Source organism: Exiguobacterium sp. HVEsp1, assembly GCF_002009685.1.
Taxonomy (GTDB): Bacteria; Bacillota; Bacilli; order Exiguobacteriales; family Exiguobacteriaceae; genus Exiguobacterium; species Exiguobacterium profundum.
On record NZ_KV917367.1, the window covers coordinates 601,620 to 619,412 of the forward strand.

A 17,793-nucleotide genomic window follows, 5' to 3' on the forward strand; every position below is an offset into this window, starting at 1 on the left:
AGAGAAAAATTGATAAAGTTGAGGATCATAATGATGAAAGATGAACAACATTTATCGCGTGTCGAACGTAGAAAGCGCGAATTAGAACAACAAGAAATCGAATCGTCTCGTGTGGACCATGGTCAAGCGGACGAGCCCTCTATACATGCACAATCTGAACAACAGCGTGAACGGGTAACACGCCAATCAGAACATCCCTTTTTAAACGAACAAACCCAAGAATCGCCAAGGACAAAAAATGGGACGGCAAAGTCAAGTCGGAAACGACTGCCCCGGGTTTCATTATTTTCGAAACGGAAACCATCTCGACCAAAATCTCGACAGACGACGAAACCATCAACACCGTCTACCCCTGCTAAACGAGAAATGGATCATGCGTCTAAACAACCAACGAAACGAAAGCGTAAATGGAAAGGGAAAGCTGTCCTTTTCCTACTTGCGATGCTACTGATTGTTGGATATTTTGCGACTGCTCCATTCACATTCCTCATTATGGGGAGCGATGCGCGGGTAGGGGAATCGTTGTCAGGATCTCGTACAGACTCCCTGCAGTTGATGGAGTTCGTACCACGTTCTGGGACTGTTCAGAACGTATCGATTCCACGTGATACGTATACAGCGATTCCATGTGAACCTGAACGGGAAGGTGACAAAATTACGCATGCGTTCGCGTTCGGCGGCGCAGAGTGTACGATTGGTGCCGTGGAAGGGCTAACCGATGCCTCAGTCGATGGACAAGTCGTCATCACGTTCGAATCGTTCATGGAATTGATTGATTTGATTGGTGGGGTGAATGTCACGGCGACGCATTCGTTTAGCGAGAAAGGGTTCAACCAGACGTATGAGTATACAGAAGGTGTTTCCTATGCAATGGATGGAGACATGGCCTTGGCGTATGCGAGACACCGTAAATCGGATACAGACGGAGCGCGTTCGAATCGTCAAACGGAGGTCATGACAGCTGTCGCTGAAAAGCTGGCAAGCCCTTCAGGTTGGACAAAAATTCCGGCGACGTACCGCTTCATGAAAGAAGAAATGGGACTTGAGATGAACGTCTTGCAAATGGCATCTGTCGGATTGACGATGATTTCGAATCCTGAGGTAAATAAGATGCAAGTCGAGGGTCAAGATGCTTATATCAATAACGTGTATTACTATGAACCGTTAGAAGAGAGCGTGCAGGCGATTCGAGACGCCCTTGATTTATCTGTCTGGGGTACTGTCAGATAATTTTAAGAAAAGGGTTTGATTCTGACTTGAAAGAGGAAATTTAAACAAATGAACTACTCTTTTGAGGAGGGAAATTTGAATGAAAGTTTTAGTCATTGGAGCAACAGGAAAGATCGGGAAACGTGTATTGAAAAGCCTGGCGAAAACCCATCAAGTGACCGCTTTAATTCGTTATCCTGAACTACAAGCAGAGTACGAGAAAATGGGTGCACACGTATTGACGGTTGATGTCGAGACAGAACTCGAGAAGAAAGTACATGAGGCGACAAGTGGACAAGATGCCGTTATTATCGCGGCAACTGCTGGCGCGGATGGTTCGAGCACTGAAATTGAACTGCTTGACCGAAACGTTGCGATGAATGCCATCGATGCCGCTAAGAAAGAACGGGTACGTCATGTTGTCTTACTCAGTGCCTATGGCGCTGATCAACCGAACGCTGCACCGAAAGAACTCTTTAACTTTCTGTCAGCTAACAATGCCGCTGACGAGTATATCGAACATAGCGGTTTGAACTATACGATCATTTGCCCAGTGACCATTGTTGATGAACCGAGTAAAGGTTCAATCGAAGCATCAGAGGACTTGAGTGATGCGGATGGTGCGACGATTTCCGAAACCGATGTCGCGACTGTCATCGCAGCGTCTCTCGACAACCGAGGTCTGTACGGTCGCCGAATCGAAATCAAGTCTGGTAGCACACCGATTAATGAAGCGCTCGACTTTGAAGGGCGTGGAGAGGTTGCGAACGGCGGAAGAACGACATTACGTCGACCACAACGATCATAATGAGTTGAGGAGAAGATGATATGGAACGGAAACTTTATAAAGACCCAAACAATAAAATGATTGCCGGTGTTTGTTCAGGGCTTGGAAACTATCTAGGGGTGGACGTCACCATTATGCGAGTCCTATTCGTGGCGATGGCGCTTCTCGGTGGCCCGGGACTCCTCATTTATATCATTCTGGCACTCATCATGAAAAAGCCGGTGTCAGAATATGAAGCCGAACAAGACGATCGCTTCTAAATCAAAAATCAATCCGACAAGACGTCGGATTGATTTTTTAGTTTTCCATATATAATGTATAACTCGCTTCGAACGTTTCGTTTGGTGGGAGGAGTTGGATCCCTTCTTTGTGTAGGAAATCTTTTCGATGGCCTTTATAATCCGCATGTCCGAACCAAGGTTCCAAACAGACGAACGGAGCGTCTTTCTGCGGCGGAGACCAGATGCCGAAATGCGTGAAAGAGGGACTCTCCATCACGATGGCTGCGCCGGTTGGTTGATGTCGGAGTGCAGCATACTCAATTTTCTCAAAAATGAGTGCATCGTCGTCAAATAACGACCGAGTGAGGGGGATATACTGACGTTCTCCGAGTGGTTGATACGCGCCTGTTAAATAAGGGCCCTCGAGCAAATAGCGATCGAGGGAGCGGATTTCGCCGAAATCGATCACGTAGTCTTCAAATGTCCCGCCCATGAACGGAATATTGAATGCAGGATGACCACCGATGCTAAACGGTAACGTCGTTTCGCCCGGGTTATGGACGCGATACGTCACAATCACTTCTTCGCCCACAAGTTGATAGGACACGGTCAGTGTGAATGGGAATGGATAGTGTTGACGTGATTCCGATGTATCGTTCAATGTGAAGCGGACCGACGTGGCAGTCGAAGATTCGATTTCGAACATCGCGTCCCGAGCGAATCCGTGTTGACTCATCGTATAGGTGTTTCCCTCATATACATATTGATCATCGAGCAATCGACCGACAATCGGGAAGAGGATCGGGGCTTGTCGTCCCCAATAGGTCGGGTCCCCTTGCCATAAGAGTTCAGTTCCGGATACTTTCCAACTCGTCATCTCAGCACCTTGTGCCTTTAAGGTTATCTGTATTTTCTCGTTTTGAAGTTGCACAATCCATACGCTCCTTTACGGGTTTATGATAAGTTAAGTGTAGAAATCTTAAGTAAAACAAACAAGGGGTAAATGATGCGCTTACAAAGAATTGGTATTGGAACGCTGATCCTTCTATTGATTGCTGGCCTCGCATATAAAGGCTACGAGGAATATATGATGACACAAAAGAAAGAAGAAGCGGTTCCGATCGTCCAAAATGAATCGGTATTAGGAGGACTTGAAGTGGGGCAACAAGCCCCGGACTTCACTTTGAATACGTTAGATGAGGAGAATTTGACCCTTTCTGAGTTCCAAGGACAGCCGGTCGTCATTAACTTCTGGGCCTCTTGGTGTCCGCCATGCCGGGATGAGTTTCCTGAACTCGTATCGTTTGAAGAAGCGACAGGCATCCCAGTACTTGGTGTGAACGTCACCAAAAATGAGCGACGAGGAAAAGAGGACGTGGAGGCATTCCTAGATGAGTATCCCGTTGATTTTCCGATTTTGCTAGATGAAGAGGCCGCTGTCGAGCAACAATATCGAGTTGTCGCATTACCGACGACGTACGTTCTAGATGCAAAAGGGATCATCATGGCGAAAAAAACGGGTCCGGTAGACGAGGCGTGGCTTCAGCAACAAATCGACGACATCTCAGAATGATTCAATCGAAAAAAAGCTGAACGAGCTGCCCGGTTAGAGAGGGCAGACCGTTCAGCTTTTATAGTGTTGCTTGATCAATGCGTCAAAGTTAGGGGTCATATCTTCTTCAAGATAGTAATGATGGTTGTCTCGAATGATTGTATCACCAACACGTGCTTCGGATGGTAGGAATCGTCTAGGGATGAAACTTGAGCCGTTGTTCCATCTCAACACGGCATATTTTCCCTCGATTCGTACCAATGTACCGTACTTAATCATACCTCTTCCTCCTCGACGAGCAGCTTCTGTCTCTTTTTATCCTTACATCATGTATTCCCAAATTCCACAAAAGCTACACATCTTTACACGTGTCTGTCTAATCACTATAGGGACGTTGTATCAAAAAACGATAGAGGTTAAATGCGGGAAATGTGAAGAAAGTTTGAAGAAAACGCTTTCTTTTTTTGAAATGGTCTTTTATAATGAAACCACGGGGTGATTATGACGAAACTGTGAACAATGGGGGGATGGTCATGTTTTCTTCTGCAATGATTGGGTTACTCGCTCTGACGGGAGTAACGATCTATGGGGTTGACCGTATGTTCACGGTCCGCTCAGAACGCGTCACAAAGAAATAGGTCTACATAGGGGGAAATCGCAACGTCTTGGGGAGACGTTGCGATTTTTTTATATATCTTGTTGTCGAGACCGGCGATCGGTCTCTTTTTGTTCCACCATCTTTCGATTCCGTTCATGAACACGGTCAAAAAAGGCGTGCTTTGGCCATGCAGGAGACCAGTGGCGTTCTTCAGGGAGTGCCAAGATATACTCTTCCGCCGCACTCAATCGCTCAATCATGTGACTTCGGTTGTCGCACAAGTCACCGTGACCTGGTACGAACCAACGAATCTCATGTTCGTAGATGAGTGATTGTATGGTTTGTAGCGTATCAAGATAGGCGGTTGGGTCGTGTTCGATAAACGGTGGCTCGACATTAGACCCATAATCTCCACAAACGAGAAGATTCATGGATTCGATGAGAACCGACATATGTGTCGCGTCATGGCCCGGTGTAGAGAGGAAGGTCACGGGCACTGAACCGATTAAAAGCGTTTGATCGGGTTGGATGACCAGGTCGATGTCCGGTTTTTGAATCGGGTGATCAATATAATATTGTTCATAAAACTTGCGAATCTCATTTAATTGGTCAGATGAGTCGGCATCGACGAAAGCCTGTGAGGCAATCGTGGTGGCATCTGCAAAGCCGTAAGCTCCGATGATGTGGTCAAAATGATGATGTGTGAAGATGACATAAAGCGGCCGATTCCGACGGTGTAATTCGATGTCACGACGGATTGTCGCAATTTCTTCCGGGAGCCAGGTCGGGTCAATCAACAAAAGGGCATCTGGTGTATCGATGAGGGTCGATGTCGTTCGCATCAACGCGCTTTCGTATACGGTAAAAGATTGCAGCTTCGCTTGAATCAATGTAGTTCCTCCTTGTCTGTATGGATTCAATCACTCTTTTCCCCAAAACAATAGACGGAACAACAAAAAAGCAGAAAGTCGTGTGACTTTCTGCTTTTGCAAGGTCTCAACCGTGCAGTGTATGTGTGCGAGATCCTCTCGCGTATATGTCGATATTGGAGCGGGTGAAGAGAATCGAACTCTCGTCATCAGCTTGGAAGGCTGAGGTTTTACCATTAAACTACACCCGCATCAAAGAAAAAATATGGAGCGGGTGAAGGGAATCGAACCCTCGTCATCAGCTTGGAAGGCTGAGGTTTTACCATTAAACTACACCCGCGAAACGTATTAACTCTTAACGTTACTTTGATATAATAGCATATACGATGGAATTTGCAAACCCTTTTTTAAAAAACTTTTTAGGTTGCAGAATCCTATTCACAACGCAGATAATAGAAAAAAGGGGAGAAATGAAATATGAGTGAGCGAAAATCATATTTACGACTGATGGGTGAAGGGTTTCGAATGTTGAAACAATCGAAACAAACGAACACGACGGTGTCTCTCCGAAGTTGGACGTTTTCGATCCATCATGAACAAGAATGGCAGGTTGTGTTACGAACGAATCGAATCAAGTGGGTCGGATTACCAAGTATGACGTTTGAGATTCATCCGGATATGATTCAAATAGGAGATCTTCGAGTCACCCGTCACGCACAATCGAACGAAGTACGTTTGACAATCGATGAAGAATGGGGATTGGAAAATAAGGTTGTTTGTGACAACCTAGAATGGGAAACGTTCGTCGATGCGCTCAAACAAGTGAAGGGGGAGTAAGCGTGAGTGGAGAGAGGTTGTATCGGATGGAAGCCGAGGCTCGAGGGAGTGCTTGGCGTGCCCGGGTTCTAACAGGAATTCAACGATTTCGATTTTATAAAGGGGAATTGCTTGCACCGACAAACCGACCGTATGTCGTGCTGAGCATCTCGCAAGATGAAGGAGCCCTGCCAGATTTAATTGAGACCGATATGGGTATCCTCTTGATCCATGAGCGGGTGGGACCTATCTTTATGAATGTCTGTCCGTATGACGTTCAGCTCGTTCGTGTCGAGCTTCATACGAGTACCGGGAAAACCGATCGTTACTGTGCGCTGAACGTCCTCCGTCGCTTTGAAATCGAATACCTTGAACATTCGAACGAATATCGTCCGCTGAGTGCGGATCGACTCTATTTCCTATCCAATCAAACTGTCCGCATGAACTTATTTGGACATATGATCGCCCAAGACGTAAATAGCCAACGTCTATACGTGACCGAACGCTTGAAGTACGCGCTTCAAGCTAAAATGGTCACAGGGCTGGCATTCAAGCAAGTAAAGGAGAAAACAGCATGAAAGAGTACGAAATTGATGGGTGGTTCCGCCTGACGTATCCGGAACATTATGAATACAGCGAAGAGGAAGACTATGTGAGTTTTTACTCGACAGAAGCGGATGCGCAAGGGACGCTTCAAATCTCAATCTATGAATCAGAAGATTCGCAAGAACCAAAACAATCCGCTATGAGCGAATTGAATACGTTCTTAGGCGAATTCCCGATTGATGTGAAGATTGCTCCAAGTGTCACGACTGAAACGAGTGATATGACAACGGCCTACGCAAGTGGGATTGAAGATGGGATGCATTTAGATGTATGGTCCTTGACCGACGGGAAACGGCTTTTATTCTTAACTTATGTAGCCGATCAAGTGACCGATGAAAAGATGGAGATTGAATCGATCATCGATTCAATCGAGTGGACATAAAAGGAGACACGACGCCAACGAGGCGCGTGTCTCCTTTTGTTACTGATATTTTGGTACATCGAAGTTGAGTGTGTAAGCATCAAGTGATTGATAGATATTATAGATGCTTGTCGTTTGTTTTGCGGCCCATCCGATATCCGTTGCATATTGGTGCGTTCCTGGTGAAGAAGGATTGAAGCGCATCTTATACAGCGTATTTTGTTTATATGTCGGGTGATTGATATAGCTAGCCCCAATCCAGTAAGCTCCTCCGATAATCGCTTCTTTAGGAGAGAACCACTTTTGTTGGAAGGCGTATTTGGCGCCGTTTCCAAGAGGGTTGCTATCTGTTGCTTGAATACCGTACATATTATAGACGGTTGCGGCAACAGGACGTTCCGGATAAATCCGATTCCCACTCGAGTTGATTAATGCATTCCCATCTTTATCGACAGGAACTCCTTTTGCGAGAAGGGATGTACCATGTCCAGTTTCAAGGATGGCATGCGAGAGAAGATACACTTCGTTCACGCCATACATACTAGCCGCATCAACGAATGCCTGACCTTGTCCGCTGAGCGTTCCTTTTGATGTGAGGACCTTGTTCAATGTTGTCGCAGTTGTCCCGGCGCTCTTCGATAAATCTAAGAATTGATAGAATGATCGAGAGTTTGCATCAATCTGGCTAGGATCGACGTATGGGAGAAGATCATCAACTGATGCACGACGCCAAGTGTTATCAAAGACTCGGATATTGTGTCCGGCCGGTCGTTTATACGAAATCGTATAGTAAGTGCCGGATTGACCTGTAATCGTAACGGTTTCACCAGTATTGATTTGACCGTACGCATGAGATGTTAAAATTGGACGGCTCAAAATGTTGGCGGTTCCGACGACTGAATTTGGTGTCACGTAACCGGTCATCGTGCCGTATTTTACTTTATACCAAACGGTTGACCCCGAAGTATAACGGTCAACGTATTGAATTGACGCACCATATGGAATGGTGACGAGCGAGGACGAGCTTGAAGAGGCTGTCATCTTCAAAGCGGTTCCTAACCCTGAGACAACAGTCATCTCAGATTTCACAATCTTTCCTGTCGATCCGTTGACACTTACCCAAGCACGAGGTAGGTAGGCTTCATCGTATCGATGTGCATCCGTTTGGGCGAATTGAGCCACTTGACGGTCTGCCATCTGACGAACTGTCATCGGATAACTCGTATACGAAACTTTTTTCGTGATGCCTGTCGCAGGTGGGGTCGTTGTGACAGGTACGACGTAATCGGTATGAATATAGTTGCCGCTATACGTCCCGCTCGTAAGAAGTGCCCATTTCGAACCGACAATCGGTTTGATGTTGACAATCGTTCCCGTACTTAACGTTCCGACTTTATTAGTCGTCGATGATGAATCAGGCGTAGAACGAACGTTGAGGGGCTCGTTCCCGTCTACATAGATGCGAACTTGGCGTTCTTCTTCATATTGTTCGTCTGACGGTGCTGTTTTCGAGAAGTAGTCCGCCGTCGCATAACCTGTGATCGGACCGTATTCGATTTTAAAGAATCGCTCCGTGAGACCAGGCTCCGACACTTGCTGAACTTTCGTACCGAACGGAATGATTGCAATCTTCACTTTTTCTGCATCCGAGCGGTTGTATAAAACGACGTCACGCGTTGTATAATAATCTGTTTTCACCACGACCTCTGGATCTTTCAATGAGAAGTGACTAGAACCCGCATATCCTGTTTTTCCGTCATAACGAATCTTGAACCAAGAGCTAGAAAGCCCGCTTTGCGAAAGTTGTTCTACTTTTGCACCGAATGGAATCGTCGCAACCTTTGTCGCTCCGGCTGCAGACGAACTATACATCGCAACATTTCGAATCGCAAAGTATGGTGTGATCGTCACTTCTTCAGGTGCCTTCGTAGAAAAATGGCGAGCGGCAGCGAAGCCGGTGACTCCATCATATTCAATTTTGAACCAAGAGTCCGATAAGTTGGCATCCGATACTTGGACGACTTTTGTCCCTTCTTGAATCGTGCGAAGACGAGCCGCTCCAGAAGCGGATGACTCATATAACACGAGGTCTCGAACGGCATAATAGGTTGTCTTGACGACGGCTTCAGGTTTTGATGTCGAGAAGTTACGCGCGGCCGCATAGCCGACCGTGTCCCCGTATTGCACCTTATACCAAGATGAACTCAATCCGTTCACGTATACACGCTTCACTTCTGCTCCGAGTGGGATTGTTGCAATTTTTGATGCACCAGTTCCTGAACCGTTGTAGAGCGCGACATTCTTCACTGCGTAATATGTCGTGACCACTTCTGGAGCAAGCGGAGTCGGTGTAAAGTTACGTGCCGGTGCATAACCGACGAGGGAACCGTATTCGATTTTGTACCAAGATCCCGTCGTTCCTAAAGATTCTAAGTATGTGACTTTCGCACCTTCTGGAATCGTAGCGATTTTCGATGCGCCAGTACCTGTCTTGTCATATAGAACGGCTGTCGTAGACGCGTAAAATGTAGGGCTCGTTTCGGTAAAGTATCGTGCCGCCACATATCCTGTATATGTACCAAATTGTACTTTATACCAAGATCCTGTAGCACCATGTGTTGAGACATGCGTTACGAGTGATCCTTTTGGAATGACCGTTTCGATGGAAGCAGACGTTGACATCGAAGAACGAAGATTAACGTTCATTTCAGCTACATATAATGAAGCAGATGAAGTAGACGCCGTTGTCATAGATGAGCCGATCGTCAAATACGTAGAAGAAACGTATCGTTTTTGACCTTCGAAGTTGATTTGTGCCCATTCATCGTTGACGGCGTATACGTCTACCGTCGTTCCTTCTGTTAACTTGCCAACGATTGAAGACGATGTCGATGATTCAGACCGTACATTTAAAATGGGTGTGTTGACTGTTCCTTCGGATGTTGCTGCGTATGATTGGAGAGGCGCAAGGGTGCTCAGAATCGTACCTGAGACGATGGTGGCAACCCCCAATCGTGAGAGTGTCGATTTCAATATGTTACCCCTTTCGGATGAAAAAACGTGATTAAAAGTGATTGCGGTCTAAGTATAACGTACTTAAAAATTGGAAAGAAGAAGCAGAATTTCAAAAAAGGTAAATGCTTAAAATATTTTTTCTAAAATCAGGTAAATGAAAAATCCCCTTATAAAAGGGGATTGAGTAAATTAATGGATTCTATTTTGCTTCATCCAAGTAAGAATATCTGACCACACTTGTTCACGGTGCGCTTCGCGAAGAATTTCATGTCGGGCATTGTCGTATGTGACGACTGCGAGTTCGACATCCGCATTTCGATACTTCTTAATGATTCCGTTCAATCCTTCACCATCATGCGTGACAGGATCGTCCACTCCGGCAACGAACAGAACTGGAAGGGACTTCGGATGTTCATGAATCCGTGCAGCCGTGGTGACATCTAAGGAAGCACGTGTCACTTCATGTAAAAAACCGAGGGAAGGCAGACCGCCACAGTTTGGGTCGGCGAGATAGGAGTCGACTTCGTCTGGAACACTTGAGAGCCAGTCACTATCCGTTCGAGCAGGTAAAAACTTAAGGTTGTAACGTCCGAACAAGAGGCGTTCAAAGAAATGTGATTGATGGGTGGCACCTTTCCGTTTCATGACGGTAGCGATTAAACGATGTCCCACTTCACCTGCGACCCCAGGATGTGGGGGCGGGGCGACGACAATCAATCCAGCCAAGGCATGCCCCATGATTTGACCGAGTCGACGAGCAAGCAGGGAACCGAAACTGTGACCTAACACATAAGTAGGGCGCCCATCCTCGTAACGGTCGATTAGATATCGAGCATCCTCGACAAGTTGCTGAAAGCCATCGCCAGGAGCAAGGTGTCCATAAGACTGTTGATCATGAGCGCTTGTACCTGCACCACGCAAGTCACACACAAATACGTCATATCCATTATCTGCCATAAACTGTGCAAACTCAATATATCTTTCGTGATGTTCGAGCATCCCATGAAACATGAATATTTTTCCAATCGATTGCTCTGCCTGAACGTGCATGACTTCTGTTTGATACCCGTCAGGATACGTCAACTGTGATACGATCATGTGTCATCCCCCTATTAGAAAAGGCCGATTGCTTTTCCAGATTCGTCAATTCCCATATTGAGAGCCGCTGGATGTTTCGGTAACCCTGGCATCGTTAACATGTTGCCAGTTAAGGCGACAAGGAATCCTGCTCCCACTGAAGGTTTTAATTCGCGAACGGTGATGGTGAATCCTTGTTGATAACCGAATTTTGAAGGGTCGTCTGAGAGGGAGAACGGTGTCTTCGCCATACAAATGGGAAGGTCCGACCAGCCGTTCGCCTGCACATCTTTCATTTGCTTTTGTGCTTTGGTGGTGAACACGACGTCTGCAGCACCGTATACTTCTCTCGCAATGGTTTTAATCTTTTGTTCAATTGAATCGGTCAACTCATATAGAGGCGTCAGTTTACTTTCGTTCGACTCGACGGCGTCAATGACTGCTTCGGCCAATTGTCGCCCCCCAAGCCCGCCGTTTGCCCACACTTCGCTGAGCGAAGCACGAATACCGTGTGCCGCACACCAATCAAGAACGGTTGCAAGTTCCTCTTCTGTATCTGAATTGAAACGGTTCAATGCGACGACCGTAGGCAGACCGAGTTTTTTCATCGTATCGATGTGTTTGGCGAGTAATTTTAATCCTTCGCCGACTGCACCGACATTCTCGATGTGAAGTTGATCTTTTGAAACGCCACCGTGCATTTTTAGAGCACGAACGGTTGCAACGAGTACGACCGCATCCGGATTCAAATCACCGACTCGAGATTTGATATGACAGAACTTTTCTGCCCCGAGGTCGGCACCGAACCCAGCTTCTGTCACCACATACTCCCCAAGCTTTAATGCAGTCTTCGTTGCGATCAATGAGTTGCATCCGTGCGCGATGTTTGCGAACGGTCCGCCGTGAACGAGTGCAGGCGTTTGTTCGAGCGTTTGGACGAGGTTCGGTTTAAAGGCTTCCTTCAACAGTAACGTCGCCGCCCCGGCCGCCCCGATTTGTTCTGCCGTGATTGGTTCTTTTTGATGGTCATAGGCGACTACGATTCGCTTGATGCGTTCTTCGAGGTCGTCCAATGAATCGGCCAGACAGAGAATCGCCATGATTTCCGAAGCGACGGTAATATCAAATCCGTCCTCACGAGGGACTCCGTGAGCAGGACCACCGAGACCGACCGTGACATGACGAAGTGCGCGGTCGTTTAAGTCAAGGACACGCTTCCAGACGATATGTCGGACATCGATCCCAAGGTCGTTTCCTTGATGCAAGTGATTGTCGATCATGGCACTGATCGTATTATGGGCCGATGTGATCGCATGCATATCACCTGTGAAGTGGAGGTTGATGTCTTCCATCGGGAGAACTTGACTGAAGCCACCACCAGCAGCGCCACCTTTTAGACCCATCGTCGGACCGAGTGAAGGTTCGCGCAGACAGACGATTGCTTGTTTATCCAACTGGTTCAACGCTTGTCCGAGCCCAACTGTCACCGTCGATTTTCCTTCACCAGCTGGTGTCGGATTGATCGCTGTGACGAGAACGAGTTTTCCGTCTTCCTGCGTTTTCACGCGTTCGAGGACATCATAAGAAAGTTTCGCTTTGTATTTTCCGTAAAGATCCAGGTCATCTTCGTGTAATCCGATTTTTGCTGCGATGTCTTTAATCGGCAAGGTTTTGGCTTGTTGGGCAATCGTAAGGTCAGATAATGGTTTCGTCGTTGTCATTCAAAAAGTCCCTCCGTTTGTCGAACGATATCTTTTTAATCTCTAAAAATCATTCGGGAATTTCGGACTAAAATATGAATCAAGGCAAAACATATTCAATCCGTTCGTAATATCATTGATTTTATCATAACTCATCACGCCTTCAAATTCATTCATTCCGTTCAATATTTTCCACCCATTCCGTCAAATGTATCCGTTTTCATAAAAGGTTTGACACGGTACATTGATAGTGGAGGCGATACACATGAATGAGACTACTAAACGGACGAAACGCAGAAGGAATTGGAAGAAACCTGCGAGTTTTATAGCATTTGTCGGACCTGCTTTTCTGGCATTTGTCGCAATCGTACTCATCCCATTTTTTAATGGCATTTACTATAGTTTCACTGACTGGAACGGTGTCACCGGAGAACTGAACTTTGTCGGATTGGACAACTATCACCGCTTGTTTTTTGAAGATGAACAGTTCCGCGCTTCTTTTTGGATTACGACGAAATATACGCTCGTGTCTGTCCTATTGACGAATATCGTCGGTTTCTCATTGGCGCTATTATTGACGATGAACATTAAGACGCGAAACTTCCTACGCACGATTTTCTTCATGCCGAACTTGATCGGTGGCTTAATTCTTGGGTTCATCTGGCAGTTCATTTATGTAAAAGGATTTGCCTCGATCGGTGCGTTGACGGGGTGGAGCCTGTTCGAATTACCATGGCTCGGTGATGCGCAAACGGCATTTTGGGGAATCGTGATTGTCGCAATCTGGCAAGGTGGCGGGTATGTCATGGTCATCTACATCGCGGCGCTACAAAACGTGCCGACTGATTTGATGGAGGCGGCACGAATTGATGGGGCGAATCGTCTTAAGATGCTCCGCCATATCACGCTACCGATGATTATGCCATCGATTACCATCTGTTTGTTCCTGACCATCTCTTGGTCATTCAAAGTGTTTGATACGAACTTGTCGCTCACGAATGGTGGACCGTTCAAATCGACCGAGATGTTAGCCTTAAATATTTATACGGAGTCTTTTGTGAATAACAATTATGGTCTCGGGTCAGCGAAGGCGGTCATCTTCTTCTTGGTCGTGGCTGCGATTACGGTGACACAAGTGTACGTGACGAAAAAACGGGAGGTGGAAGCATGACGACGGAAAAATTGGAACATGTCGAGAGAAACGTAGAGAAGACACCGAAGCGCATTCCGCAACGTCCGCTGCGTCCAGGAACGTATTCTTGGAACCTTGGAATTATTGAGCTCGTCGCCATCTTGCTCGGACTACTCTATTTGGTCCCGTTCTATTACGTTGTCGCCAACTCGTTCAAATCGATGGCTGAAATCTTTACGAATACGTCCGCCTTACCGAACGAGTGGTTGACCTCAAACTATACAGAAGCATGGGAAGCGATGAATTATGGACGTGTCTTTTTGAACTCCCTTCTCATCACGGTCGGAGCGAATGCGGTCATTGTCATCTTCACCTCGATGGCGGCATGGAAACTCGTTCGGACGAAACATTGGGTTTCCACAATGATCTTTTTCTTGTTCGTGGCAGCGATGGTCATTCCGTTCCAGTCCATCATGATTCCGCTCGTGAAAGTTTCGAGTATCCTCGGTCTGTTGAATAGTCATTGGGGCCTGATCGTCATGTATCTAGGGTTTGGGTCTGGTATCTCAGTGTTCCTCTATCACGGATTCATGAAGTCGATTCCTGAGGAGATTGAAGAAGCCGCCATCATCGACGGTTGCTCGACATGGGGTGTCTTCTGGCGCATCGTCTTTCCACTTCTTAAGCCAATCACGGTGACAATCGTCATCTTGAACAGTCTATGGATTTGGAATGACTTCTTATTACCATCGCTCGTTCTTCGTGATGTCGAGTTACGGACCATCCCACTCGCGACGTTCTATTTCTTTGGACAGTACACGAAACAATGGGATTTGGCATTAGCAGGTTTAGTGTTAGGAATCGTTCCCCTTCTGGTCTTTTTCTTCGGCATGCAGAAGCATATCATCAAAGGGATCACAAGTGGTTCGATTAAATAACCCTCCCAAGGGAATCCTCCGTTCGCTACACGGAGGATTAATTTTTTTGAAAAAAATCGTTGACATTAGTCTGAATATTTATAATAATGAACTCAATTCAATTGTGAACGACGTCGAAAGGACGAGTACACGAAGGTAGTGAGTCAAGCGATCCGGGGGTGGTGTGAGCCCGGTCTTAACCCTTCGTCGAAAAACTTCCTGGAGTCGCTACCCGAACGCTTTGCCAGTAGACGTAGCCGGACCGCTCCCCGTTATCGGAGTTACGAGATGATTGTCTCGAAAAAGTGAGTAGATTCGTCTACTAATTTGGGTGGCACCGCGGAACCGAAGTCTTCCGTCCCATGTTCGATGGGAATGGAGGGCTTTTTTTCATGGCTTCATTTTCAAATATTCCACAATTGGAGGAAACGGAAAATGACAACAGCAACAAGCACGATGAAAGAAAGACAGCAGACGATTGCAGCAGTAAAGGCACTCTTTGAGGAGAAAGTCTCACGTGAACTCGGACTGATTCAAGTACAAGCACCGCTATTCGTCGAATCGGCGAGTGGGGTCAACGATCACTTGAACGGTGTGGAGCGCATCATTCAGTTTGATACGATGTATCCGGGACATGAACTTGAAATCGTTCAGTCACTTGCGAAATGGAAACGTGAAGCGCTCGGTCGTTACGGATTCGGTGTCGGTGAAGGATTGTACACTCAGATGCGTGCCATTCGACGCGACGAAGAACTCGATGCGACACATTCTTTATTCGTCGACCAGTGGGACTGGGAACGAGTGATTGCTCGAGAAGAACGGACAATGGAATATTTGAAAGCGACGGTGGAGTCCATTTACGCTGCGCTCCGTGAAACAGAAGCGGAAGTAGAGAAAACGTACGGTGTTGAAGCGATTCTTCCTGAAGTGATTCATTTCATCACGAGTCAGGAGTTGGAGGATACGTATCCGACCATGACACCGAAAGAACGTGAAACGGCCATCTGTAAAGAGTACGGCGCGGTCTTCATCTCACAAATCGGAGATCTTCTCGCTTCGGGTATGAAACACGATGGACGAGCGGCAGACTATGATGATTGGTCGCTCAACGGAGACATTCTCGTGTGGCATCCTGAGCTCGAGTCAGCATTTGAACTGTCATCGATGGGCATTCGTGTCGACGAAGTGGCACTTGATGCGCAACTGAAGAAAGCAGATGCGGAAGAGAAGCGCGCGTATCCATTCCATCAAGGCGTGCTCGAAGGAACGCTTCCTCTTACAATCGGGGGCGGAATTGGCCAATCACGTGTCGCGATGTATCTGTTGCGCGCACGTCATATCGGGGAAGTGCAAACATCGGTCTGGCCGCAAGAAGTCATTCAGTCGTGCCAAGAAGCTGGCATCAGCTTGTTGTAATATAATAAGAAGAAACACGGAACAGGACTCGAAAAAGAGTCCTGTTTTTCTGTGCAACATTTTCCACCCTATCCGTCAATTTTGACACCTACATTGTGGAAGCGTTTTCATTTAAAGTTGAGTTTGTAAAGATGGATAAGGTTAAGGGAGGAAATGAGATGAAACGGAAGTGGAAATTGTCTACAGCGGTCATGACGGCTGGAATGGTCTTATCACTCGCGGCTTGCGGCGGCGGATCACTCACGGACGAAGGTTCTTCTGAAGGAAATGCGGATGGCGGCGACAAAAAGGATGTCACGTTAAACGTCTTCCAATTCAAAGCGGAGATCGCGAAAGATCTTGAAGCGATGGCAAAAGAGTATGAAGAGGAGACGGGTGTGAAAGTCACGGTTCAAACCGTCGGTGGTGGAGCAGACTACGGTGCGGCCCTCAAATCACAATTCGCTTCAGGCAATGAACCAGATATCTTTAATAACGGTGGATTCACGGAAGCGCAGACATGGAAAGATAAACTCGAGGACCTCTCGAGCGAGAAGTGGGTCGGAGATTTGACAGAGGTCTCGAAAGAGCCGATGACGATGGACGGTAAACTGTACGGAATGCCAATGAACCTCGAAGGTTACGGATTCATCTATAATAAAGAACTTTTTGAAAAAGCGGGAATCAAAGAGTTACCGAAAACACTCTCTGAACTGACGGATGCTGCTGAAAAACTTGAGCAAGCGGGAATCACACCGTTCTCTGTCGGTTATGCAGAGTTCTGGATTTTAGGGATTCACTTGTTGAACATTCCAATGGCGCAACAAGACGACCCGGATGCATTTATTCAAGCGCTCAATGAGAATAAAGCGAAGTTTGAAGACAATGAACAGTTCCAAGAGTTTTTGAAATTGTTTGATTTGACGATTAAATACGGAAACAAAAACCCGTTGACGACGGACTACAATACTCAAGTCACACAGTTCGCCCAAGGAGAGACGGCAATGCTCCAACAAGGGAACTGGGCACAACAAATGATCCTCGACGTAAATCCAGATATGGAGATGGGCTTCGTCCCGATCCCGATCAATGACGATGCGGAGAAGATGGACCGTCTTCCAGTCGGCGTCCCGAACAACTGGGTCGTCAACAAAAACTCGAAGTATAAAGAAGAAGCGAAAGACTTCTTAGAGTGGATGGTGACGTCGGATACAGGGAAAGACTACATGGTCAACAAGTTCAAGTTCATCCCTGCCTTCAAGTCGATTGAAGCTAACGACCTTGGACCACTCGCAGACGATATCTTGGCGTATTCGAATGAAGGGAAGACCCTCTCTTGGAACTGGTTCAAGTATCCGGATGGTGCAGTGAATGAATATGGTGCCCTCATGCAGGCATATGTCGGTGGACAAAAAACAGGTGAAGAAATGCTCCAAGACTTCACGAAAGTATGGCAAGACAAAGTGAAATAAGCATGGCACAGACGGTGAAACGACCCCTTCACCGTCTGTGTTTTTTATGTCGAGAATTCTTCTTCG

17 protein-coding genes, 2 tRNA genes and 1 other annotated feature are annotated in these 17,793 nt (G+C 46.7%); of the genes, 11 read left to right on the forward strand and 8 right to left on the reverse strand.

What is annotated here, in order from left to right:
* Positions 1-33 precede the first annotated feature (33 nt).
* From BV910_RS03135 to BV910_RS03145, 3 genes are all read left to right on the forward strand, one after another.
* Positions 34-1,230 (forward strand): LCP family protein, encoded by a 1,197-nt coding sequence (locus tag BV910_RS03135; protein ID WP_240499782.1) that lies wholly within the window; start codon positions 34-36, stop codon positions 1,228-1,230.
* A 79-nt stretch (positions 1,231-1,309) separates the two neighbouring features.
* Positions 1,310-2,017: an SDR family oxidoreductase gene (locus tag BV910_RS03140; RefSeq protein ID WP_074037770.1), complete on the forward strand. Its 708-nt coding sequence runs from the start codon at positions 1,310-1,312 to the stop codon at positions 2,015-2,017.
* A gap of 20 nt (positions 2,018-2,037) precedes the next feature.
* Complete coding sequence (locus BV910_RS03145; RefSeq protein ID WP_074037769.1) at positions 2,038-2,256, forward strand: PspC domain-containing protein; 219 nt, start codon at positions 2,038-2,040, stop codon at positions 2,254-2,256.
* Between the two features lie 37 nt (positions 2,257-2,293).
* Here the strand turns inward: BV910_RS03145 and BV910_RS03150 are convergent, their stop codons facing one another.
* On the reverse strand, positions 2,294-3,148 hold the full coding sequence (locus tag BV910_RS03150) for an aldose 1-epimerase family protein (RefSeq protein ID WP_078146315.1): 855 nt from the start codon (positions 3,146-3,148) through the stop codon (positions 2,294-2,296).
* Between the two features lie 75 nt (positions 3,149-3,223).
* Between BV910_RS03150 and BV910_RS03155 the strand changes: the two genes are divergently transcribed.
* A complete protein-coding gene (locus BV910_RS03155; RefSeq protein WP_240499783.1) occupies positions 3,224-3,790 on the forward strand; it encodes a TlpA family protein disulfide reductase in 567 nt (188 codons plus the stop codon).
* Positions 3,791-3,841: 51 nt separating this feature from the next.
* Here BV910_RS03155 and BV910_RS03160 read toward each other — a convergent pair whose 3' ends face one another.
* From BV910_RS03160 to BV910_RS03175, 4 genes are all read right to left on the reverse strand, one after another.
* Positions 3,842-4,048: a DUF3006 domain-containing protein gene (locus BV910_RS03160; protein WP_015880796.1), complete on the reverse strand. Its 207-nt coding sequence runs from the start codon at positions 4,046-4,048 to the stop codon at positions 3,842-3,844.
* A gap of 408 nt (positions 4,049-4,456) precedes the next feature.
* Positions 4,457-5,257, reverse strand: a complete 801-nt coding sequence (locus tag BV910_RS03165) for an MBL fold metallo-hydrolase (protein WP_078146317.1) — start codon at positions 5,255-5,257, stop codon at positions 4,457-4,459.
* Positions 5,258-5,413: 156 nt separating this feature from the next.
* A tRNA-Gly gene (locus BV910_RS03170) sits at positions 5,414-5,487 on the reverse strand.
* Positions 5,488-5,502: 15 nt separating this feature from the next.
* Positions 5,503-5,576 (reverse strand) — tRNA-Gly (locus tag BV910_RS03175).
* 137 nt (positions 5,577-5,713) lie between these two features.
* On the opposite strand from BV910_RS03175, the gene BV910_RS03180 reads away from it, so the two are divergent.
* Genes BV910_RS03180 through BV910_RS03190 form a run of 3 tightly spaced genes read left to right on the forward strand, consistent with a single transcriptional unit; the run spans position 5,714 to position 7,040 of the window.
* Complete coding sequence (locus BV910_RS03180) at positions 5,714-6,073, forward strand: hypothetical protein (RefSeq protein ID WP_031421018.1); 360 nt, start codon at positions 5,714-5,716, stop codon at positions 6,071-6,073.
* 2 nt (positions 6,074-6,075) lie between these two features.
* On the forward strand, positions 6,076-6,630 hold the full coding sequence (locus BV910_RS14770) for a hypothetical protein (RefSeq protein WP_148209495.1): 555 nt from the start codon (positions 6,076-6,078) through the stop codon (positions 6,628-6,630).
* Positions 6,627-7,040: a DUF3805 domain-containing protein gene (locus BV910_RS03190; protein ID WP_074037765.1), complete on the forward strand. Its 414-nt coding sequence runs from the start codon at positions 6,627-6,629 to the stop codon at positions 7,038-7,040. Before BV910_RS14770 ends, BV910_RS03190 begins: the two co-directional genes overlap by 4 nt.
* 39 nt (positions 7,041-7,079) lie before the next feature.
* Here the strand turns inward: BV910_RS03190 and BV910_RS03195 are convergent, their stop codons facing one another.
* From BV910_RS03195 to BV910_RS03205, 3 genes are all read right to left on the reverse strand, one after another.
* Entirely contained in the window at positions 7,080-10,052 is a 2,973-nt protein-coding gene (locus BV910_RS03195) for an SH3 domain-containing protein (protein ID WP_078146318.1), read from the reverse strand.
* Positions 10,053-10,223: 171 nt separating this feature from the next.
* On the reverse strand, positions 10,224-11,132 hold the full coding sequence (locus tag BV910_RS03200; RefSeq protein WP_078146319.1) for an alpha/beta fold hydrolase: 909 nt from the start codon (positions 11,130-11,132) through the stop codon (positions 10,224-10,226).
* 14 nt (positions 11,133-11,146) lie between these two features.
* Positions 11,147-12,832 carry a formate--tetrahydrofolate ligase gene (locus BV910_RS03205; RefSeq protein WP_078146320.1) on the reverse strand — a complete coding sequence of 562 codons (1,686 nt, stop codon included), beginning with the start codon at positions 12,830-12,832 and terminating at the stop codon, positions 11,147-11,149.
* 244 nt (positions 12,833-13,076) lie between these two features.
* Between BV910_RS03205 and BV910_RS03210 the strand changes: the two genes are divergently transcribed.
* From BV910_RS03210 to BV910_RS03225, 4 genes are all read left to right on the forward strand, one after another.
* Positions 13,077-13,982 carry a carbohydrate ABC transporter permease gene (locus BV910_RS03210; protein WP_015880804.1) on the forward strand — a complete coding sequence of 302 codons (906 nt, stop codon included), beginning with the start codon at positions 13,077-13,079 and terminating at the stop codon, positions 13,980-13,982.
* A complete protein-coding gene (locus tag BV910_RS03215) occupies positions 13,979-14,881 on the forward strand; it encodes a carbohydrate ABC transporter permease (protein ID WP_078146321.1) in 903 nt (300 codons plus the stop codon). Before BV910_RS03210 ends, BV910_RS03215 begins: the two co-directional genes overlap by 4 nt.
* A 104-nt stretch (positions 14,882-14,985) precedes the next feature.
* Positions 14,986-15,226 (forward strand) — a binding site (T-box leader).
* A gap of 69 nt (positions 15,227-15,295) precedes the next feature.
* Positions 15,296-16,276: an aspartate--ammonia ligase gene (asnA, locus tag BV910_RS03220; protein WP_078146322.1), complete on the forward strand. Its 981-nt coding sequence runs from the start codon at positions 15,296-15,298 to the stop codon at positions 16,274-16,276.
* Between the two features lie 158 nt (positions 16,277-16,434).
* Entirely contained in the window at positions 16,435-17,727 is a 1,293-nt protein-coding gene (locus BV910_RS03225; RefSeq protein WP_078146323.1) for an ABC transporter substrate-binding protein, read from the forward strand.
* The last annotated feature ends 66 nt before the right edge of the window (positions 17,728-17,793 follow it).

Excerpts from the sequence above, each read along its gene's own strand:
- BV910_RS03135 (WP_240499782.1), top strand. The coding sequence starts at position 34 with ATGAAAGATGAACAACATTTATCGCGTGTCGAACGTAGAAAGCGCGAA.
- BV910_RS03140 (WP_074037770.1), top strand. The coding sequence starts at position 1,310 with ATGAAAGTTTTAGTCATTGGAGCAACAGGAAAGATCGGGAAACGTGTA.
- BV910_RS03145 (WP_074037769.1), top strand. The coding sequence starts at position 2,038 with ATGGAACGGAAACTTTATAAAGACCCAAACAATAAAATGATTGCCGGT.
- BV910_RS03155 (WP_240499783.1), top strand. The coding sequence starts at position 3,224 with ATGCGCTTACAAAGAATTGGTATTGGAACGCTGATCCTTCTATTGATT.
- BV910_RS03160 (WP_015880796.1), bottom strand. The coding sequence starts at position 4,048 with ATGATTAAGTACGGTACATTGGTACGAATCGAGGGAAAATATGCCGTG.
- BV910_RS03180 (WP_031421018.1), top strand. The coding sequence starts at position 5,714 with ATGAGTGAGCGAAAATCATATTTACGACTGATGGGTGAAGGGTTTCGA.
- BV910_RS03190 (WP_074037765.1), top strand. The coding sequence starts at position 6,627 with ATGAAAGAGTACGAAATTGATGGGTGGTTCCGCCTGACGTATCCGGAA.
- BV910_RS03200 (WP_078146319.1), bottom strand. The coding sequence starts at position 11,132 with ATGATCGTATCACAGTTGACGTATCCTGACGGGTATCAAACAGAAGTC.
- BV910_RS03205 (WP_078146320.1), bottom strand. The coding sequence starts at position 12,832 with ATGACAACGACGAAACCATTATCTGACCTTACGATTGCCCAACAAGCC.
- BV910_RS03210 (WP_015880804.1), top strand. The coding sequence starts at position 13,077 with ATGAATGAGACTACTAAACGGACGAAACGCAGAAGGAATTGGAAGAAA.
- BV910_RS03215 (WP_078146321.1), top strand. The coding sequence starts at position 13,979 with ATGACGACGGAAAAATTGGAACATGTCGAGAGAAACGTAGAGAAGACA.
- asnA (WP_078146322.1), top strand. The coding sequence starts at position 15,296 with ATGACAACAGCAACAAGCACGATGAAAGAAAGACAGCAGACGATTGCA.
- BV910_RS03225 (WP_078146323.1), top strand. The coding sequence starts at position 16,435 with ATGAAACGGAAGTGGAAATTGTCTACAGCGGTCATGACGGCTGGAATG.